Genomic DNA, 21,493 nt, shown 5'->3' on the forward strand with positions numbered 1-21,493 from the left:
GGCCACGGCGTCGCGGAGCCGGGGGTCAGTGCGCGCCGGCACCGGTGAGGGAACGGACTTCCAGCTCCGCGTACTTGTCCGGGTCGGTCTCGCGGGAGGCGAGGGTGCCCAGCCAGCCGGCCAGGAAGCCGATCGGGATGGAGACCAGGCCGGGGTTCTCCAGGGGGAACCAGTGGAAGTCCGCACCGGGCACCAGCGACGCCGGGGTGCCGGAGACGACCGGGGAGAAGATCACCAGCACCACCGAGGTCAGCAGGCCGCCGTAGATGCTGCACAACGCGCCGGTGGTGTTGAACCGCTTCCAGAACAGGCTGTACAGGATCGTCGGCAGATTGGCCGACGCCGCGACGGCGAAGGCCAGTGCCACCAGCGCAGCGGTGTTGAGCTTGTCGGCGAACATGCTCAGTACGACGGCCACCATGCCGATCCCGACCGCGGCGAACCGCGCCGTTCTGATCTCCTCGCGCTCACTCGCCTTCCCCTTGCGCACCGCGTGGGCGAACAGGTCGTGGGCGAAGGAGGCGGACGAGGTGAGGGTGAGGCCGGCCACCACCGCCAGGATCGTGGCGAAGGCAACTGCGGAGGTCACCGCCAGCAGTGTGGCGCCCATGGTGGATCCGGGGCCGCCGCCTAGCGCTTCGGCCAGCATCGGCGCGGCCGTGGTGCCCGCCGGGTTGGCGGCCTCGATCGCCGAGTGCCCCACCAGCGCCGCCGCGCCGAAGCCCAGCACGAGAGTCATCAGGTAGAAGCCGCCGATGAGGCCGATCGCCCAGTTCACCGAGGTCCGGGCAGTCTTGGCGGTCGGCACCGTGTAGAAGCGGACCAGGATGTGCGGCAGGCCCGCGGTGCCCAGGACCAGCGCGACACCGAGGCTGATGAAGTCCAGCTTGGTGGTCGGGCCGGCGCCGTACTTCAGGCCGGGCGAGAGGAAGGCATGGCCCTTGCCGCTGGCCTCGGCCGCCGAGCCGAGGAGCGAGGAGAGGTTCCACCCGAACTTGCTCATCACCAGAACGGTCAGCACCAGCGTTCCGACCATCAGCATCGCGGCCTTGACGATCTGCACCCAGGTGGTGCCCTTCATGCCGCCCACGACGACGTAGAGGATCATCAGGATGCCGACGCCCAGGATGATCCACTTCCTGGGCGCGTCACCGGAGACGCCGAGCAGCAGGGCCACCAGGGAACCCGCGCCAACCATCTGGGCGAGGAGGTAGACCACGGATACCACGATGGTCGAGATGCCCGCGGCGGTACGCACCGGCCGCTGGCGCAGACGGAACGCGAGGACATCGGCCATGGTGAACCGGCCCGCATTGCGCAGTGGTTCGGCCACCAGGACCAGCGCCAGGATCCAGGCGACGAGGAAGCCGACGGAGTACAGGAAACCGTCGTACCCGAAGAGCGCGATGGTGCCGGTGACACCCAGGAACGAGGCGGCCGACATGTAGTCGCCGGAGATGGCCAGGCCGTTCTGGAACCCTGAGAACGATCGGCCGCCGGTGTAGAAGTCCGTGGTGCCCTTGGTCTGCCGGCTCGCCCACAGGGTGACGCCCAGCGTGGCCGCCACCACGGCCAGGAACAGGCCGATGGTCAGCCAACGGCCGCCGTCCGCACCCGGGGCGGCCAGGGCTGTCTGTCGAAGGTGAGTGATCATGCCGCGGTTCCCTCCGCCCCGACGTGGCTGTGCGCACGGATCCGGGCCTGCTCGACGCCTTCCCTGATCTGTTCCGCGAGGGGGTCCCGCCGGCGGTTCGCATGCCGCGTGTAGAGCCACGCGGCCAGGAAGGTCGCGGCGAACTGGGCGAGTCCCAGGAAGAGCGCGACATTCAGATTGCCGACGACCTTGCCGGTCATGAGGCCGGGCGCGTAGCTGGACAGCAGGACGTACAGCAGGTACAGGCTGAGCACCGCGGTGGTCGCCACCGCGGCGAACACCCGCTGCGAGCGCCGGAGTTCGGCGAACGGCCGGCCCTGCTGCGCTGTCCGGAACACCGTGGCGGTGAGGTCGTCCGTGGCGGGCGGGGTTCCCGTGCTGCCGGGCGCGTCGGCCGTGGGGCTGCCGGGAAGGGAGGCGTGCGTGGTCATGGGCCTTTCCAGTGGTGGGGCTCGGTGTGGCCCGGCAGCCGGACTGGCCACGGGGCGGTGGTGCTCGCCGGTTCACGGCGGCGGTGAACGGGCACCCCCGCCGGTCGGTGAGCGGCGGGGGGACTCGGGTCGGCGCGGAGCACGGGACAGGATGAGCCGGCTCCTGACAGCCACGCGGTGTTGCACGGCACCCGGTCGCATGACCCTTGTTCAGCCAAAGTGTGGGGCTGGACCGGCCACGATGGATGACGGGCCGTACCGAAGGATTAAGGGACCGCTGTACGGGGCAACGCACCGAAAGATCTCGCGGCCGCGGGCCGTTGCGAGCCGTCCCGGCCCCCTTACCGGAAAATTATCGATTCCTTACACGCCGAGGCCACCCTTCTGGGCAGAGCTGCCGGCCCCGGCGAAACGTGGCCCCCTGCATGTCGCCGTTGGGCCGGCCGCTCCACAGCCAGGTAAGACAGCGTGTCCCCGTCACCGGATGGGGCCGCCCTCCAGACAGTCGTGGTGTGACATGCCGACCAACCCCGCAGAGACCGCTCCCCCTACGGAACGGGGCGTGGTCCGGTGCTGATCGGGCGGGAACGTGAGCTGAGCGCGCTCGCTCGGCTGCTCGGGGCCCCCTGGACCGGCGGTGACTCCGCTGTCATCAGCGGGAGTTGGGGAAGCGGGAAGACCGCACTGCTGCGGGCCGCCCTGGCGGACATCCGTCAGGACCCCGGAACCTGCGTCGTGTCGGCGGTCGCGGACCCGCTGGAGCGCGACCTGCCCTTCGGCGTGGTCCGCCGGCTCTTCGAGCACCTGACTGCGGACGACCCGTCGGTTCCGCCGTTCCGCGACGGGACTCTGGACGCCGCCCGGGTGCTCGCCCCCTGGGCGCAGCGGCCGGACGGGCCGGCGTCCACGGTGACCGGGCAGGACGCGGAGATCCTCGACAGCCTGTACCGGCTGTCGGTCCGACTGGCGGATGAGAGACGGCTGTTGATCGCCGTCGACGATCTCCAGTGGGCCGATCCGCACTCCCTCCTCTGGCTGCGGTACCTGCTGCGCAGGGCCGACAACCTGCCGCTGGTCGTCCTCGCCACCCTCGGGCCCAGGGATGCCCATCCGCATGCGCCTGCCGTGGCCGCCGTCGAGTCGCTGTTCCGGCACCGACTGACGCTCGACGGCCTCGCCGACGACGCCGTCGAGGCTCTGGCGACCCAGGTGCTGGGTGAGGCCCCGGAGCGGCCGTTCACCGTCGCCTGCCGGGAGGCCACCGCCGGCAACCCCCTCCTGCTGCATGCCGTGCTGCGCGAGCTCCGGACTTCCGGGCAGCGCCCCCGGACGGAACTGGCGGACCGGATCACCGACCATGTCCCGGCCGGCCTCGGCTCGGCCGTGCTCACCCGGATGCAGGACGTCGATCCGCACGCCGTGACCACGGCCCAGGCCGTCGCGGTGCTCGGCGACGCGCCGGGCACCGACCTGATCACTGAGGTCACCGGCCTGCCGGAGCCGGCCGTCGCGGACGCCGCGCACCGGCTGGTGGGCACGGGTTGGATGACCGGGACGGAGCACGGCCTGTCCTTCGTCTGCGACGTCCTGTCGGCGGCGGTCGCCGCGGTGGTGCTGCCGAGCCGGCGGATGGACCTCCACCTCCGGGCGGCCGGGCACCTGCTGGCCCGCGAGGCGCCGCTGCTGCGGATAGCCGCTCATCTGCTGCTCAGTCCCCTGGGCGAACCCTGGGTGCCGGAGGTGCTCGGCCGGGCGGCGGCGCTGGCCGTGGAGCAGGGCGACGACGCGCGCGCCGCCGTCTTTCTGCGCCGCGCGCTGCGCGAGGAGCTCACGGCGGAACTGCGGGCCACCCTGCTGGCGACGCTGGGTGAACTGGAACTCACCTCCAGCCTCCCGGTCGCCGTCCGCAATCTGGAGCGCAGCCTGGAACTGTCCACGGATCCGGCGAAACAGACCGCCACCGCCCGAAAGCTGGCCGGCGCGTTCCTGGCCCTCGACCGGCATCCCGACGCGCTGGAGACGTTGCGGCGCACCAGCGAGGCCGTCCGGCGGACGGATCCCGCCCAGGCCATGCGGCTGGAGATCGACTTCATCCACACCAGCCTGAGCGAGGCCACCTCGGCCCCGGCCGTGGTCCCCCGGCTGATGGAGCTGGACGTCTCCGACGCGGCCGGCGGTCCTGTGCAGCGGCCCCTGGCCGCCCTGTTGAGCCTGCGCGCGGCCATGGCGGGAACATCCACGCAGGAAGTGGTGGACCTGGCCCGGCTGGCGCTGAGCCAGGGCATGACCCCGGAGGACGACGAGTCCGTCGTCTACACCGGCGCGGTGATCTCCCTGGGGGCCGCCGGAGAGACGGAGTTGGCGCTGACGTACGCCGACGCGGCCGTGCGGGCGGCGCACCCCGGGACCTCGGCCTTCCACTACGCCCACGCCCTCACCACCCGGGCGAACATCCACTGCCGGCTCGGCCGTCTCGCGGACTGCCAGGCCGACGCGGAGGCCGCGCTGGGAGCACTCGGCAGTATCGGCGTCGGCCCGTGCAACGGCCTCAGCACGTTCGCGATCACGACGCTGGCGGAAACTCTGCTCCGGCAGGGCAAGCTCGCCGACGCCGAGGACCTGCTGGTACGCGGCGACTTGAGCGGCCGGCTGAACGGCAACTGGATCAACGACTACGTACTGATGGTGCGTGGCTGGCTGCGCTGCGCCCAGGGGCGGTTGGAGGAGGGGCTGGCCGACTTCCTGCTGTGCGGTGAACGGACCTCCGCCCGCGGGATGTCCAACCCCGGTTTCTTTCCCTGGCGTTCGGAGGCCGCCGTGGTGTACGCGGCGCTGCGGCAGGGCGAGGCGGCCAGGGCGCTGGCGGAGGAGGAGCTGCGGCTCGCCCGTGTCTGGGGTGTGCCCGAGGTGACCGGGGTGGCCTTGCGCGCCCTGGGAGTGGTGGTCGGCGGGCGGGAGGGACTCGATCTGCTCGGCGAGGCCGTACGGCTCCTCGACGGCACGCCCGCGCGGGTGCGGTACGCCCAGGCGCTGGCCGACTGCGGGGTCCTCGCCCGCAAGGTCGGCCGGCTGTCCGAGGCCCGTGCGCACCTGCGGCGGGCGGTGAGTGTCGCCCATGAGTGCACGGCGACGTCGCTGGCCGATCAGGCGCTCGCGGAGCTCCGTGCCGCTGGTGACCGGCCGCGCACCCGGACGTTCCACGGCGTGGGGGCACTGACCCCCACCGAGCGGCGGGTGGCGGACCTGGCCGGCCGGGGCATGACCAACCGCGAGATCGCCCAGCGCCTCTTCGTCGGTCTGCGCACCGTGGAGGTGCACCTGACCAACGTCTACGGGAAGCTCGCCATCGACGGTCGCGCGGGGCTGACGCGAGCGCTGGCGAACGCCGTTCCGCAAGAGCAGCTATGACGGCAGATCAGCTGTGGTCCGCGGCCCCGAAAAGTCTTCGGTGACGACCACGACGTCACCGCGCTCCCCCGTACGTACCTTGATCAACTGCCCACCTTTCACGTTTTCCCCTACCGAGGAGAGACCCATGGGGCTCATCAAATCCACTACCTTGGTCCAAGTCACCGAGGCCGTACGGCAATCCGACCCGCTCGCCCACCCGGTGGTGACCCTGGCCGTGGGGTCGGGACGACATCCGCTCCTGTCCACGCTGCTGTCCTGCGGTATCGGCGACAACGACACCTTCTTCGTCACCCTCACCGACCGCTCCGTGCTGTTCCACAAGGTGGCATCGACGGGATACCGGCCGGGGAAGCTGCGGTACGACGTCGAGCACGAGCAGGTCCGCACGCGGATCGGCGAGGTCCGGCGGCGCCCCCTGTGGAGTACCTTCCGGTTTCGTTTCCCCGGGGACACCGAGGCTGCCTGGCTCAACGTCCGCCGCGCCTGGCGACCGGAGATGGACCGGTTCCTCGACGCGCTGCACGGGGACCGGCACGACAGCCCGGAGCGCGCGTCATGAACTCACTTCCCCAGTCCCGGCTGCCTCGAAGCCGATGGATACCCCTGGCCCTGACCGTGGCCGTGGTCAGCGGCTGCGGCCTGGTGGGGGACCCGGCCGACTCCCCCACCCCGAGCCCCCCGCCGAGCCCCCCGCCGAGCCCCACACCGCCGCCGCTCCGTCTGCCGGGCGAGACCGCGCCGGAGTGGCCCTGCCCGGGGGAAACCCGGCTACCGGACACCGTCGCGGTGAGCTGGCCCGCCGCAGCCCCCGTGCACCAGGCCGCCGGGCCGGACGGAACATCAGTGCTCGCTACCGGCTGCCGTCCGGTGCAATGGGCGGGGCTGCCGGACCGGCCGCCGCGAGGCGGTTCATGAAGGTGCGCGCCCGCTCCTCGCCCGTGGGGTCGCCGAGTTGAGCCAGGGCGGCCGCTGCCTCCGCCGCACAGGTGCGGGCCTGTTCCGGACGGCCGACGGCGGCCAGCGCCGAGGCGAGGGACAGCAGCGTATGGGCGCGCTGTGCGTGCAGTCCGTGCGCCCGGCAGACGTCGAGCGCCGTTCGGTACTCCGTCACCGCTTCGTCGTACCGGCCGAGTGCCGCCAGTGCGTCGCCCAACACGCGTTGCGCCAGGGCGATGCCGACCGGATTGTCGCCGGGCGGGCAGTGGGCAAGGGCGTCCCGGGCGGCCTCCAGCGCCTGGTCCGGCCGGCCGAGCGCGAGCTGAGCGCGGGCGAGGCTGACGGAGCACTGGGCGGCCATACCGGGCTCGCCGTTCTCGCACGCCAGGGCGTGCGCGCTCCGGCAGTGGCCGATGGCCTCGTCCAGGCCGTCCGGCCGCGCAACGGCGACCACCCCCATGGTGTACACCACACGTGGGGCCAGTACCCGGTCCGCGGGGTCGAGCGCCTCGTGGGCGCGGGCGGCCAGCGTGGCCGCCTCCTCGTGGTGTCCGAGCTGCGCGCAGGCGGCGGCCGCCGTGATGCAGGTGAAGACGGTCGAAACCCGATCCCCGTGGTGGTCGGCGGCGCGCAGCAGCGTACGGGCCAGCTGATGGATGGGACCCCACGGCAGACAGAAGTCGGTGAACGGCATGAGCAGCCCCAGCAGACACGACAGGGTGCGGGTGTCCTCCGCGCTCACCGGCCGATAGGGGTGGTGGAGGATCTGGCCGGCGACGTTCAGCATCGCGGGGAGCTCGTGCAACACCCATTCCTGCGCGTGGAGCGCGTTCGTGAAGGCCGCGGCGCCCGGCATGCCGTCCGGATCGGCGGCGTCGGGCAGCCTGCTGTAGGGCCGCTCGACACGCATGGCGCTGCTCGTCCCGGTGAGGTAGAAGCGGGCGACCCGGCTCAGGGCCTCCCCCCGCGTGGTGGAGGGGTCGGTGTCCAGGGTCCGGTGACGGGCGAACAGCCGCAGCAGATCGTGGTAGCGGTACCGGCCGGGTTCCCCCGGTTCCAGCAGGCCCTGGTGGGTCAGGGACTCCAGGAGCGCCTCGGCCTCCCGCCGGTCGCACTGGAGCACCGCCGCCGCGGCGGCCGTGGAGAGGTCGGGCACCTCGGGGATGGCCAGCAGCCGGAAGGCACGCGCCTCCGCGTCGTCCAGGCTCGAGTAGCCGAGGTGGAAGACCGATTCGACGGCCAGGCTGCCGGCCTCCAACTCGCCCAGCCGCTGCGAGCGGTCGCTGAGCCGCTCGGCCAGCGTCGCGAGCGTCCAGCGCGGACGGGCCACCAGGCGGGCGCCGACGACACGGACGGCCAGCGGGAGCATGCCGCACGCCCACACCAGGTCGCTGGCGGTCTGCTGCTCCTGACGGCACCGCACGCTGCCGGCCATCCGCTCCAGGAGGGCAAGGGCCTCCGGCTCGCTGAACGGTTCGAGCGCGGTGCGGGTGGTCGCCGGCAGGCACATCAGTGCCGTACGGCTGGTGATCAGCGCGGCGCTCCCGGCGGTGGTCGGCAGCAGCGTGCTCACCTGCTCGGTGTCGGCGGCGTTGTCCAGCAGAAGGAGCAGCCGGCGGCCGGCCATCCGCGAGCGGTAGAGCGCGGTACGCTCCTCCCGCCCACTGGGCACATTGCCGGGCAGGACCCCCAAGGAGCGCAGGAACAACTCCTGCACCTCATAAGGGTCCGCGGGCTCTCGTCCGGCCCCGCGCAGGTCGACGTAGAGCTGGCCGTCGGGGAACTGCTCCCGCACGGCGTGTGCGGAGTGCACGGCCAGCGCGGTCTTCCCCACACCTCCCATGCCGTGGATCACGCAGACCACCGGAGCGGTGGCGTCCGTCCGTCCGGCACCGGCCAGGGCGTCGCGCACCTGCCGGCTCTCCTCCCCGCGGCCGGTGAAGTCAGGGATGTCGGGAGGGGACTGCGCCGGCGGCACCCAGGTCGGCCGGTCCGGCCCGGCGGCCGGGCCGGGTGCCGGGGCCGCGGCGGCCGCACCCGGCGGCGGTGCCAGCGTCGGATCCGCTTCCAGGATGCGCTGATGCAGACGTACCAGCTCAGGGCCGGGATCCACGCCCAGCTCCGCGGCGAGGTGTCGTCTGGCCGTGGTGTACGCGGCCAGCGCATCCGCCTGTCGGCCGCAGCGGTACAGCGCGAGCATCTGCAACGCACGCAGCTCCTCGCGCAGCGGATGTTCGTCGGCCAGCGTGAGCAGTTCCCCGACGACCCGGGTGTGTCCGCCGAGCTGGAGTTCCAGGGTCAGCCGCGCCTCGACGAGGAGGAGCCGGTACTCCATGAGGCGGTCCCGCTGCCTCTGGGCGTAGGGGCCGGGCACTCCCGTCAGCGGAGTGCCGACCCACAGCGTCTCGGCCTCGGCCAGGATGCGGACGGCCGGCTCCAGATCCCCCTGGCTCCGGGCCGACTGCGCCTGGGCGTAGAGCCGTTCGGCCCGGGAGACGTCCAGCGCCCCGTCCGGCAGGTGCAGCGCGTACCCGCCGGCGACGGAGACCAGGGCCTTGGGTCCGGCGGACTCGCTCTCCAGCACGGTGCGCAGCCGTGAGATGTGGTTGCGCACCGCGACGGGCGCGCTGGCCGGCGGCTCCGATCCCCAGACGTCCCGCACCAGCTCCTCCACGGAGGCGACCTGGCCGCACCGCAACGTCAGTGAGGTGAGCACCGCGCGCCGCTGTGCCGGTCCGGTGTCCAGTTGCCGCTCACCGCGCCATGCCCTCAGCGGACCCAGCGCCGCGATCCGCAGTCCCCCCATGCCCTGCTCCAACGCTCCAACCCTCGGCATCAGTCATCAGTCCACCTGTCATCAGCCATTGGCTGAGAAGCGACGGGCGATCACTTGACAGGACGTTCCGCCCGGTGGGCATTATTCCTGGAAGCGCTCTCGACGGTCCGGAGTGTCCGCTGGTCGAACAGCGTCGGTGCATTCCGCGTCCCCGCCCGTCACGCTCTGCGATGGATGAGGAAGGGCAGCAGTGCGCGGATCTCGTCGCATGCCGTCGGCTCCAGGTCGAGCGCTGTCAGGCAGTCGTGGGCCCGGTCGAGGTGCTGCTGGGCTTCGGCCCGGGTGGCGGAGCGCCCGCCCGCCTGCTCGACGAGATCGGCGGCGTGACCGGCGCCGGCGTCGTCCAGTGTCCCGCCCGATTCGAGAATCCATACGAGCTGCCGTGCGGCCAGGGTGTCCGAGGCCAGCGCCGCCAGGACAGGGTAGGTCTTCTTCAGCCGTCGCAGATCGTTGTATACCGGTTTGCCGGTGTCTTGCGGATCTCCCCAGATGCCCAACAGGTCGTCAACGGCTTGGAAGGCCACCCCGAGATGCCGGCCGGCTCGCGTAAGGCCTGCGACGGTCGCGGCCGGTGCGCCGGCGAGCACGGCGCCCAGACCGGTGGCACACCCGAGCAGAGCACCCGTCTTGTGCTCGGCCATTGACCGGTACTCGTGCACCCGGACCGCGTCCGGGCCCGTCCATGGACGGAACTCGAAGAAGAGGTCGTCGGCCTGCCCCCGCGCCATGTCGTTCAAGGCATCGGCCAGGTGCCGCACTGCTGCTCCGCCTTGTGCCGCGGGGGAATCGCAGAGGATCTGCGCGGCGAGGGCGCACATCGCGTCACCTGCCAGGACCGCGGGTCCGGCACCGTAGGCCTTCCATGTGCTCTCCCGCTGCCGACGGGTCTCATCGCCGTCCATGATGTCGTCGTGCACGAGGGAGAAGGTGTGGACCAACTCCACGGTGACCGCACCGGCGACGGCGCACTCCGCAGGCGCTCCGGCGGCCTCCGCGCAGAGCACCGTGAGTGCCTGGCGCACCCCCTTGCCCTGGGAGCCGGGGACGAAGCCGTCTTGCGTCCTGGTCCATCCGAGAGAGTGGGCTGCCATGTCGGCCAGCCACGGGTGGAGACGCTCCACGGCCTCCACAAGCGCCGGTTGCACCAACTCGCGGCAGCGGGCCAGGGTCTGCGACGCGGCGGTCTGGGGCGCGGTGGCAGGCGTCATCATCGGGTGTGTCCTTTCGTGTGGGGACCTCGCACACGGGACACGGTCGTGGCACGGCACGTGCGTGTCCTGCGGGTCCCATCTTGTCCGCGATGCGGTCCCGCCGCTGGAGCCACGGGGTGATCCTTCGTCCGTGCCGCGGGGACATCGGCGGCTTCGCACGGGAGCGGACATCGTGCGGCGCCACGGTCATCGGCAACAGTGGCGGCGATCCCGGGGCGGTCGGGTCGAACTCGCAGTCCGGCGCGGTGTGAGCGGACTCCGGCCGGCGCGCTCCGTCGTACGGGACCCGGTCGCACGACCCTTGTGCGGCCACATTAGGTGGAGAACGGGCCGCGATGGATGACGGGCGCTACCGAAGGATTACGAAACGAGTCGGCCTCCTCGGCATCCCCTGACGCCGACTCCGGCCCATCGCCGAGCTCGGCTGCACTGCTGTGCTGGGAAGAGCGCGGCACGGCAGGGGGCCGTGGCGCGCGGGGGGGCGATCGCGGGGCCGTCCACGGTGGGGGGCGGCGCGGCGGACGGTGCCCTGTTCGGAGTCGGGGTGGGGCCCCCGAGCCCGTGGTACATCCGCATGATCTCGGGCGAGAACGGCTTCCCGTACACCAGCCCGGTGAAGACCTCGGCTACGAACTCGCGGGGGTTGCCGGCGGCGTAGGCGCTCACGCCATGGGCGAGCGACTGATGGGATACGGCGTCGCCGTCCTGCCCGCTGCGGCCGGCGAACTCCGTGAAGGCCCGATCGTGGTCCAGGGCACGGGCGTTGGCGTAGTGCAAGAAGTGGCCCAGCTCAGGCGATCGGCTGGGCGTCCGGCCACCGGTTCCGCTGGTCCATGAACCGGTCGTGCCCCACTATGTCGACCGTCGGATGCGGATCCTGGTCGGCCGTCACGCGTTCCTCCGTCACATGCAGGCGGCTGCTGTCCGGCAGGTGGTGGACGGGGCGGTTGAAGAACTCCTCGACCCCCGGCTTGACCAGTTGCCCGACCGCGTCGGTGTCGTGCGTGGCGGCGGTCGGGGAGGCGATGCGCACGGTCAGGTCGGTGACCGGTGTGTCGCCGACGCGGAACGAACGGACGTCGAAGGCGGATGGGACCACGAAGCGGGTCGCGTGGTTCCAGCCGCGGTGCGGGACGGTGGACGCTGCGGGGCCGTGCGTCCGCGGCACGTCCACGGCGCTCGACCGTTCGTCGTGGTGAGGGGAGGCCGCCCGCGGCAGGACGCTGGACGGGCCTTCGAGACCCTGAAGTGGCGCCGTGCCGACCGAAGGTCATGCCGCCGGCTACTCGACCGCCGGCTCGTCCGGCTGGTGGGTCTCCTGGCGCTCACTCTCCTCGGTGAGCCATCCCAGGCCGTCCCACAGGGCGCGCTGTCCCTCGTCGAATCGCAGACGACCGGAGCCGAAAGCCTCGCCCCACCGCGCGTTTCCCGGCCATTGGCCCGATTCCCGCAGTACCGCTTCGATCTGGCGCTTGATCAGCCACGGCCCGGTCACGCTCGCGGCGTCCTTTTTCAGGTCCTTGCTCAAAAGGTCGGGACCTGGCTCACGGCCATTGGGCAGATTCGTCAGCACCTGCCTGAGGAACGACGAGGCCGGGGGAGCAACGATGAGATTGTTGCCGAGTTCGCCGAGAGAGTACTGCTTCTCAATGACCTCCCGCAGGCCCTCCCGATGCCGTTCCACAACAGGGAAGCCCTCCTGCTGCCGCTCGCGGTCGATCTGATCCAAAAGCCAGTCGAAATGCTTTCGGTCACGGATCGCCGGCGGGAAGAAGGGGACGCTGTCGGACGACATGGCCAGACCGTCGGTCGGCAACTGAACGTGTCCCGGGGCCAGGTCCACGTCCAGATAGACACCTCCTTCCCGGTAGAGCAGCGCATAACGAGCGATGTCCGAAGCCATGGCGTGAGCCCCGCGTCGGACCGCGAGGTCGAACAGCGCGAGCGCGTTGTCGCCCCCGGGGATCGACCTTTCGCCGGAATGCCGGTCCGCAGCGGTGAACAGCCCTTCATCCACCTCCCGTATCAGGGCACCACGCTCGCGAATCCCTTCGAAGAACTCACTGTTGGCATGCCGGGATCCCGAATCGGCCCACATATTCAGCTGCCAGCCGGCGTCCGGTGTCCGGCCGATCCACTCCTCGACATTCGCCCTCGCCGCCGGAGTCAACTCGGCGCCCAGCCACACGAGATGCACCGCGCGCGGCACCGGCTCCCGACGCTCACCGGCGTCGGCAAGGACCACCTGGCGAGGGTCGTAATCGATCGAAACCACCGCGCGCCGCCGCAGAGTCCGCGCCTGCCCGGCACCGTCTTCCTGCGCCACCTGCGAACCGGCCGACCGCTCCACCATCATGAACCGCCGGGCAAGCAGCCGTGGGCCGTCATCCGGCTGCCTGGCCAGCAGACTCTCCGGCAGTGCCGCTCGCAAGGCCTCCGCAGTAGCCTGAGCCCGCTGAGCGCCGGTACGCAGCGCCTGCGACTCGCCCTCGGACCCGCCCATCCTCTTGCCGTTGCCGTGGCCGACGACCTCTACCTCAGGCAGCGCACGACCACTCCGCCAACTCTCCAGCCCCTGCTCGGCCAACACGTGGGCCAGTTGGTCGATCGCCTGCTTCCCGGCACCCTCCACCGTCTTCGACCCCTCGGCGAACGGAACCGGCACCGATGTGGGGAGCGCAGGGGTCTCGCCGGCCGACGGTCCGGGGGCCGGACCCTGAGCCGTCACCGGGACTGCCGAGTGGGTGGCGTCATCTCCGTCCGGCCGCGGCGAAGACGCGGTATCCCATCGTTCGCTCTCCCAGTCCACGGCGTTCAGCCATCCGTCGTGGTGAGTGGAGTCTCCGGCCCCCGACCGGTCACGGTCGGCGGCCGGATCCCGCAGTGCGTAGCCGTGCAGAACGACGCTGGCGTCGACGGTGTCCTCGATGGCGGCCAGATAGCGCTCCGGTAGCGGCGCCAGGTGCGCGGTGCCGGCCATGAGGCCATCGGTGTGGACGGCCACGCTGTCCGCGTTCCGGCGGAAGAGGAACTCCGGGTCCCGGTACTCGTCGGGCAGGCCCAGGTAGTGGAAGACCTCGTGGAACACCACCGGCAGATACCTGTGGTCCTCGGTGGGCGGCCCGAGGTTCCAGTGCCGCTGGTCGGAACGGCCAGGGCTGTCGGACCGGCTCACGATCACATGCTCGGGGTGATCGTCGTCATGGACCAGCCGCAGTTCGACATGGAACTGGTCACCGGAACGCGGCAGCGCGTAGCCGACTGCGTTGATGTGCTCGTCCAGCGCCCCTTGGATGCCTGCCTGAAGGCCGGCCAGATCGCGCTCGGACAAACCACTGCCGGCCAGGCGGACGGGGAGCGTCACGACGTGATCGCGCACCCAGGTGTGGTTCTCGGCCTGGACAAGGGAGACCTCGGCACGCATCAGGGTCTGCGAGCCGGCCAGCGTGCCCGGAGCACGAAGGCGACTCATGGCGTCGACGGCCGGGTCGAACCTCTCGACACGGAGACGCCCGACGTATCCCTCCGGCAGATCCGTCCGACGCTCCACCCAGGTCGATGGGTCGGCGGGAAGGGGCACCTGGCGGGCCGGACGGGACAGCGCCGGAGCGTCGGACGAGCCTTCGGGAACACGGCGTGGCGCCATACCGACCGAAGGTCCTGCCGCCGACTGCTCGACCGCCGGCCTGTCCAGCTGGCGCTCGCTTTCCGCAGTGACCCAGCGGATTCCCTGGAAAGCCTCCAGCGCGCGGGGGGAGAACAGCGCTATGGCCTCTTTCCGCTGGAATGTCGGATAGGAGGAGCCATCGAAATCGGCAACACCCTCCGCACCCGCCTTCATGGCGAACCGTTGCAGCGGAGTGAAGTTTTCGCCTCCGGGGATCCGGTCCTCGATCATGCCGGGGCCACTGATCTGCGGTGCCAGGTTCTTCAGCACCTCGGGGAGCTGCGACGCATCCGCGAAGGACACGGCCATGTGCTCCCGCAGGGCGGCGAAGTTCTTGGGAATCGCATCCAAGAGCGAGGTGATGAACTCCGATTCCGGTGGCGCGACGATGAGGTGGTTGCCGAGGACTCCCGCGTCCCACCGAAGCCGCGCCGCCAGATCGACTTGCTCGTTCCGGTCGGCGGGAGCGGCCACCCCTGCCGCGGCCAGCGCGTCGGCGACGCTGACCATGTCTCGCACACGCGGGGCGAGCAGGGGAAGATCCTCCGAACGCATGGTGATCTCTGCCATCGAGGACAGATCCACGGTTCCCGGATGCAGGTCCACGTCGGCGTAGACCCCGCCGGTCTGCTCAAGGATCGCGTAGCGCGCGATGTCGGAGGCCAGGTTGTAAGCCCCATTCGCCACAGCGGTCTCGTAGACCTCCAGCACTCGGGGCCGGTCCGCCAAACGCAGGGCATCAGGCGAATCCTGGTGGACGGTGACGATCCGCTCAAGACGGGCGCGTACCTCGCCGCTCCACTCGGCGTAGGTCGCGTCGGTCCACAGGTGCTGTTGCCATGTGTCCCCGGCCGATCGTGCCCACGCCTCAAGGTTGTTCAACGCCGCCGGCCTGGGCTCCTCTCCAATCCAGAAGAAGTGAATGTCCTTGGGCACCGGGGCGGGCGCACCGACGGACGGGGCGATCTCGGCAACCCGCTCCGCGTAGCGCGAGTCGAGCTCACCGCGCAGTACGTGAAGGTTCTGAAGCTCCAATCGGCGCAGCAGAAGTCGGGCTCTGGCGTCTTGGCCACGCCTCGCGGACTCGTCGACGTAGTCGACGAGCGCCTCGCGCCGGTCGACATCGAGTTGCGTCCGGTCGTGCGCCAGCAACCGCAGTACGCGTGCGGGCCCGTCGGCCGCCGCCCAGATCCGGACCGTACGACGGGCCGCACGGGCCTGCGCGGGGGTCAGCGACTCCGCGGGCGGCTCGGGGAACGGGGCGGCGGACTCGCCCTGGCCCCGGGACCTGGGAGCCTGGAGCAGGGAAGTGCCGGTCAGGATGTCCGGATCTCCGCTCCACAGCCGGGAGATTTCTTCGTTCAATTGGCTGCGCAGCACGTTCCACACCGCCCGAGCACGCTCCAACCCGGAGTCGGCTCTGGTCGATGTTCCGCGCAACGACGCCCATCTGCTGCCGTTCGTGCCTCCTTCGACGTAAACCCGGAGCGGCTTCTCGTCGTGGGTGACCCGCCGCACCGCTTCGGCGGCGACCGAAGCCGAGAAGTCCTCGATCTTGGCCAGTTGGTCTCTGTCGTTGGGCAGTCGCGTCGAACCCTCCCGGAAGGCGATCTCAGCGGTCGCGTGCAACGACTCCCCCTGAGGGCTGCCGTCCGGCGCGCGAGAGGTCGGCCAGCGGTCGGCCTCGTCGGGCGGTGACCCGGCGTCGGGATCCGGGGCGGCGTGCGGAGGGGCGTCGGTGCCGCCGCGCTGCTGGCCGGACGGCTCCTCCGCCGGTGCCTGCTCGGCGATGCGCTGCTGGAGATCGCGCAACTCGGACTGGACGTGTGCGGTGAGGCGGCCGACCGCCTCGGCACGGCTACTGGGCCCGTTCTTGCTCGACTTCCACGCTTCCAGGGCATCGAGGATGGCCCCCAACTGCCGCTGGTTGGTTTCGTGATCACCACGCAGCCGCCGGCCGCCGTTCGCCCACTCGTCGACGGCCGTATCCACGCGCCGCAGAGTGTCGGAGCGCCGAATCCGCGGCAGCGCCGACTCAGTCCGCCATCTGTCGATGATCTCGCTATCCGCGGCGCCGCGGATAGCGGTCGGCACAGTGCCGAGATCAGCGGTCGGGAGCGCGCCCGATGTTGACGTCGTTGGAGCGTCAGCGGGGACTGGCTGATGCACTGGATCAAGTTGATAGGCGCTCTCTGCCGTGACCCATTCCAATCCCGCCCATTTCGTGAGTAGTTGCGGATCGAACAGGGCGACCAGATCTCGGCTGCGGAGTCCGGGCGGCGTCTGCCACTCTGTGGCGGTCCCTGCGTTCCACAGACCGAGCTTTTCCTCCACGTACTCCCCCAGCGCCGAGCCGCTCTGATTCTGGCGGATGAAATGGATGAGGCCCGGACCGGAGATCGCCGCCGCTTCCCGGGTCAGGTCAGGGCCACTCCTCGACGAATTCTCGCTGATTTCCTGGAACTTCTGGGGGATCTTCTCATTGAGCAAATTGATGAAGTCGGAGTTAGGTGGTGCAACAATGAAGTGGTTTCCCAGGTGACCCTTCTCGTAGCGGCTCTTCGCTGCGGCCAACAGCTCTTCCTGAGTGATAGGTCCGCCTGAATCAGTCGAACCCGACTGTGCTCGCAGGCCCAGATCTCGCAACTCCTTCAGGAGGGAGCTCAGATCACGCAACCCCGGGCTGAGCAGTGGCACATCATCCGGCCGCAACCGGATGTCCGGCATCGTCTCGAACGACACCTGGCCGGGGCCGAGGTCCACATCCGCGTACACCCCTCCCTGCTCGGCGAGCACTGCGTACCGAGCAATGTCGGAGCCCAGGTTGAACGCTCCCTGCTTCAAACCGGTGCGATAGATCTGACCCAGGTCAGGCAGCCCGGTCGGTCCTCGGCTGGCATCGGGGTCGAGCTGCCGGTGTCTCTCCTGCACACTGCCCGCCGCCCCCGCCACTTTCTCAGCCGTGTCGGTATGCACCGTGACGCCGGCCTTGCGCAGCCTTTCCATATCCGTCTGCCAGGCCTTTTTCGCCCCCTTGGCGTTGTACTTGGGGTCGGTCCACAGGTTCAGCTCCCACTGTTTCCCCGGAGGCAACTTCTCGTTGGCCCGAGATATGTGGTCCGCCCACCGCAGCACGTTGGCCATGCCATGGTGACTCATCGGCTTGCCGAACCACACGAAGTGCACCTTCTTGGGCACGAGTACACCGTCGGACATCGGCGAAGCCGAGGCCAAGGCACGCTCGTAGTGTTGCCGAACCTCCTGGTGAACCTCGCCGAGCGCGGTCCGCTGCTCCTGGCTGATCCGCTCAAGAACGGGGTCGGTGGGGTGCCTGCCGAGGCTCAGTTGCTCCAATCGCTGAAGGAGTATCCGCGCCTTGAGCCGCTCCCCGGTCGGCGCATCCGCCTGGAGCGCCTTCTCCACGAACGACGTCAGCCCAGAGCGATCATCGACAGTCAGCGGTGTCCCATCGTCAAGCCGCCACCCGCCGAAGGGATCTTTTCGGATACCGATCCCCGCAGTTTCCGGCGTACCGGAGTCACCCCCCGTGTTCTCCTCGGGACCGGGCGAGCGTGACGTGGGCCAGCGGTCGGTGATCGGGTCGGTAGCAGGGTCGTGGTCGCGCTGGACCGGGTCGTTCTCGACTCGGGGGGTGAGGGGGTGGTCGCGGAGGACGGTGTTTGCGTCGACGGTGTTTTCGATGACGGTGAGGTAGCGCTCGGGCAGTGGTGTGAACCGGTCGGCCTGCACCATGAGGGCGGCATCGGAATGTACGGCTGGACGTTCCTCGTCGAGGCGGAAGAGGAAATTCTCCTTGAGGTATTCGTCCGGCAGACCGAGGTAGTGGAGGACTTCGTGGATGAATTTCGGTAGGGGGGCGGTGTCGTTTCCGTCTTGGGGGAGGTACCAGTGGCGTTGGTCGATGCCGGTGGGGGTGGGGGTGCGGGAGAGGACGACGTGCTCGGGGTGGTGGTCGTCGTGGACCAGGTCGAGGGTGACGTGGAGTTGGTCTCCGGAGCGCGGAAGCGCGTAGCCGGTGTTGACGTGTGCGTCGAGGGATTCCCGAAGCCGGGTGTTGAGCGTGGTGAGGTCGTGTGGGGTGACGGTGTGGTCCAGGCGGAGGGGAAGGACGACGGTGTGGTCGCGGACCCAGGTGCCGTTGTCGGCCTGGATGCGGCGGACCTCGGCGCGAATGAGGGTTTGGGCACCGGAAAGGGTGCCGGGGAAGCGGCTCGGGTCCAGAGGGTTGCTGGCCGGGTCGAAGCGCTCACTGCGCAGTAGCGCAGAAGGCGCTTCGTCGCTGCGGTGTTTCCAGGTGTCAGGCGCGGCGAAATCAGCCACCCTGCCACCTGGCGCGACGGGAGCAAGGGCGGCCGGCTGCTCCGGCGGGCCGGGTTGGGGCCGGTGCGTGGCCTGTTCTTCCGCGGTCAGCGGTTGGTGGTGGGGGTTGGGGACACGGTCGCCGACCGGCTTGCCGTCGACGGTGCTCGGCTCTTGGGCGCCGGGATGTTCGAACGCGCGCGAAGTGGACCAGCGGTCGAGGGAGTGCGAGGGCACCGTGTCGCCCGCGACCCGATCGACGCCGCCCGGCTGGTCGAACGCCTCGTGCCCGGGCCGGTGGGCGTCCCCTGTGCGCTCCGGTTGGCCGCCGATGAGGGCAAGCCCGCTGTCGAGCGGCGAAGGGCGCTGCGCGCTCCCGTGTTCGGCGGGTTCGTCACCGTCCGCCACCCTGAAGGTGTTCTCGTGCGCGGCCTCGTGGGCGAGCCACTTGTCGGCGTCGAGGCGTTCCGGGCCCCAGTGCTCGCGGTACGCGGTGAACCACTCCTCTCCGTAGCGTTCCTTGAGGCCGGAGAGCTCGGCGAAGGGAAGGGGTCCCTTGTCGGCGGCGAGGGCGTCGAAACCGCGGGCCGCGCCTTCCAGCGCGGGCATGACCTCGGACTCGAAGGCCAGGTGGACCGCGAGGTCGTCGTCGAGGGCTTGGCGGGTCTCGCGCCACCGCTGGAGCCGTTGCGCCACTCCGTCGCCTCGGAGCGCGTCAGGCGTGGGGAACAACTCGTCGAAGGCTGCGCGTACCCGCTCCGAGTGTCCCTCGCGGACCCGTTCCGCGGCGTCGTCGGAGAGGAGGTGGCCCTCACGCCAGGCGGCGACGCGCTCGTGAGCCTGCCCCTCTGCGGCGCGGAAGCCGTGCTCGCGGGCGGAGTGGAGGGCGAGCAGGTCGTGGATGCGGTCGGATGCGGTGAGTTGTCCGAACGTCGAACCCCACGTGTCCATCTCGGCGTCGCGGGTACGCAGAAGTCGCCCGTCGACCCCGCGCGCCATCTCGGCGGCGACCCGGTCGGCGAGGTGTTCCGGCACCGGGCCGGAAAGACCGAACGTCTCGGCCGTGGCCTTGTCGAACCGGGGCAGGCCCTGCTCGTGCCAGACCCCGGCCGCCTCATGAACGGTGTCCAGCACCGTGCGGATGGCGGCTTCCCGGGCCGCCTGGCCGGCGAACTGGCGCGGAAGCTCCTGCATGCGCTGCTCGAAGCGGCCGTTGAAGTCCGCCACGGCGCCCTGCGGGGAGCCATGGAAGTCGGCCGCCGAGTCGACCGAGGAGAACACCGCCGTGAAGTCCGACTCGACCTGCTCCCGCAGCGTCGTCCGCAACAGTCGCCGACTCTCCTGTGACACCCCGGCGTCCGCCGCCACACCCGTCTGCTCCAGCCGCCTCTCGCCGGCGGCGTCGAGACCGCTGCGCCAGGTCCCGGCGGTGTGCGCGACCGCACGGTCGGCGCTGTCCAACGCCGTCTCGAACCCGACCCGCAGGTCCAGGTCCCTGGGGAGGGCGGCGGTGAGCCCGTCCAGTGCCCGCTCACCCCGCACTGTCCGCTCCGGAAGGGCCTCCCCCACGTCATCGGGGGTCCGGTACGCCTCGGCGACCGCCTTCTCCACCCTGTCCCGGAACACCCCGGACAGGTGCTCGCGCGCCCGGCCGACCATCTCGCGGGACAGGGCCGGCTGTGGCCCGGCCTCCTCCCCCGGGGCCGTCAGCTGTCGGGACGCGACGTCGACGGTCCGCTCGAAGCGCTCCATGCCGACGCGCACGGCTGCCTCCCGGACGGCGGCCAGTTCCAGCCGTCCGTGCAGGTCACCGAGGATCCGCTCACGGGATTCCGGCTCGGCTGCCAGCTCGGCCTGCACCACCTCCTCGGCGCGGCGCCGGACCGCGACGGCGAACTCCTCCGGGCTGTGTTCCGGCAGTCGTGCCGACCACTGCGTGAACGCCGTGTCGAGGCGTTCCCGTACCTCGGCCTGCTCGCCCGCCACCCTGACCGCCTCGGTGAGGTGCGCGTCGTAGGCCCCGTGCAGCTCCCGCTGCGCCTGCTCCCAGTGACGCTGCTGCTCCGGTGATGCCTGAGCGTGGTCCGGTGCCGGGATGTACTCGGGGACACGGGCGGACGACGGGTGTGCCGCGGTGGCGTCGTCCGACCGAGGGTGCGGGGTGTGCGGATCGCCGCCGCCGTCCGGCGGATCCCGGCGGTCGTCGTGGTGCGGGCCCTGCGGCGGATCGCCGTGCACCGGCTGCCCGTTGGAATCGGCGGAGGTGTGCGCATGCGCGGCGGAACCCTCCGTGCCGGGCTCGCCGGACACGGGCCGCGGCACGGCGTGCCGCACGGGCTCGGCCGCGGACCCGGGGTGCGTGGGCTGCGGGGGCGAAGCGGCGGACGTGGTCGTCCGTGGCTCTGATGCCGCGTTGGTGGTGGCCCCGTGCGAGGCGGTGGCGGGCTCCCCGGTTCGAGGGGGGCCACCGGCGGTGCGGAGGGGGCTGTGTGCCGCCGGGTCGTGGGCGGCCACCGTGGGAAGCGATCTGGCCGCGTCCGGTCCCGCCGAGCTGAGGCGCACCGGTGTCCCGCCCACCGGGGGTTCGGCCACCGCACGCACCGCTTGCGTCGCTACCCTCTCGGGCTGCGTCACCTGCGTCGGCAGGCCCTTGGCTTCCAGACCGGGCAGTCCGGGGTGCGGAGGTTCCCCGGCAGCATTGCCCGACTGGTGTGCGGCGGGCAGCACGGTGACCGGGTCGGTATGGGTGGCTGACGGGGGTTCGGGCGCCAGGGACGGGCCGTGCCCGACCTGGGTGATTGACGGGGGTTCAGGCGCTGGGGACGGACCGTGCTCGACCTGGGTGATTGACGGGGGTTCGGGCGCCAGGGACGGACCGTGCTCGACCTGAGTGGCTGACGGGGATTCAGACACTGGGGCCACTGGGGACGGACCGTGCTCGACCGCGTGCGTGCCCGACGCGACGACGGTGTCCGCGAGGTGCGGGGAAGCGGGCTGCTCCGCCGGCTTGGCGGCAGGGTCCATCCC

General features: G+C 70.9%; 8 protein-coding genes. 2 read left to right on the forward strand and 6 right to left on the reverse strand.

The annotated features are described in order from the left end of the window. Nucleotides 1–25: 25 nt before the first annotated feature. Nucleotides 26–1,654, reverse strand: a complete 1,629-nt coding sequence (locus tag V2J85_RS05735; RefSeq protein ID WP_261957970.1) for a solute symporter family protein — start codon at nt 1,652–1,654, stop codon at nt 26–28. Then, nucleotides 1,651–2,085: a DUF485 domain-containing protein gene (locus V2J85_RS05740; protein WP_330820808.1), complete on the reverse strand. Its 435-nt coding sequence runs from the start codon at nt 2,083–2,085 to the stop codon at nt 1,651–1,653. The genes V2J85_RS05735 and V2J85_RS05740 overlap by 4 nt, the downstream gene beginning before the upstream one ends. Nucleotides 2,086–2,655: 570 nt before the next feature. Between V2J85_RS05740 and V2J85_RS05745 the strand changes: the two genes are divergently transcribed. After that, nucleotides 2,656–5,493 carry an AAA family ATPase gene (locus tag V2J85_RS05745; protein WP_261957968.1) on the forward strand — a complete coding sequence of 946 codons (2,838 nt, stop codon included), beginning with the start codon at nt 2,656–2,658 and terminating at the stop codon, nt 5,491–5,493. Between the two features lie 127 nt (nt 5,494–5,620). Continuing rightward, nucleotides 5,621–6,055 carry a hypothetical protein gene (locus V2J85_RS05750; RefSeq protein WP_261957967.1) on the forward strand — a complete coding sequence of 145 codons (435 nt, stop codon included), beginning with the start codon at nt 5,621–5,623 and terminating at the stop codon, nt 6,053–6,055. Nucleotides 6,056–6,346: 291 nt separating this feature from the next. Here the strand turns inward: V2J85_RS05750 and V2J85_RS05755 are convergent, their stop codons facing one another. The 4 genes from V2J85_RS05755 to V2J85_RS05770 form a co-directional block, all read right to left on the reverse strand. After that, nucleotides 6,347–9,238 (reverse strand): AfsR/SARP family transcriptional regulator, encoded by a 2,892-nt coding sequence (locus tag V2J85_RS05755; protein WP_261957966.1) that lies wholly within the window; start codon nt 9,236–9,238, stop codon nt 6,347–6,349. A 188-nt stretch (nt 9,239–9,426) separates the two neighbouring features. After that, entirely contained in the window at nt 9,427–10,476 is a 1,050-nt protein-coding gene (locus V2J85_RS05760; protein ID WP_330821407.1) for a polyprenyl synthetase family protein, read from the reverse strand. A 793-nt stretch (nt 10,477–11,269) separates the two neighbouring features. Continuing rightward, nucleotides 11,270–11,653 carry a hypothetical protein gene (locus V2J85_RS05765; protein WP_330820809.1) on the reverse strand — a complete coding sequence of 128 codons (384 nt, stop codon included), beginning with the start codon at nt 11,651–11,653 and terminating at the stop codon, nt 11,270–11,272. Between the two features lie 108 nt (nt 11,654–11,761). Next, nucleotides 11,762–20,776, reverse strand: a complete 9,015-nt coding sequence (locus V2J85_RS05770; RefSeq protein WP_330820810.1) for a glycosyltransferase — start codon at nt 20,774–20,776, stop codon at nt 11,762–11,764. Nucleotides 20,777–21,493: the final 717 nt, after the last annotated feature.

It is taken from the genome of Streptomyces bugieae (genome assembly GCF_036352915.1).
Lineage (GTDB): Bacteria > Actinomycetota > Actinomycetes > Streptomycetales > Streptomycetaceae > Streptomyces > Streptomyces endophytica.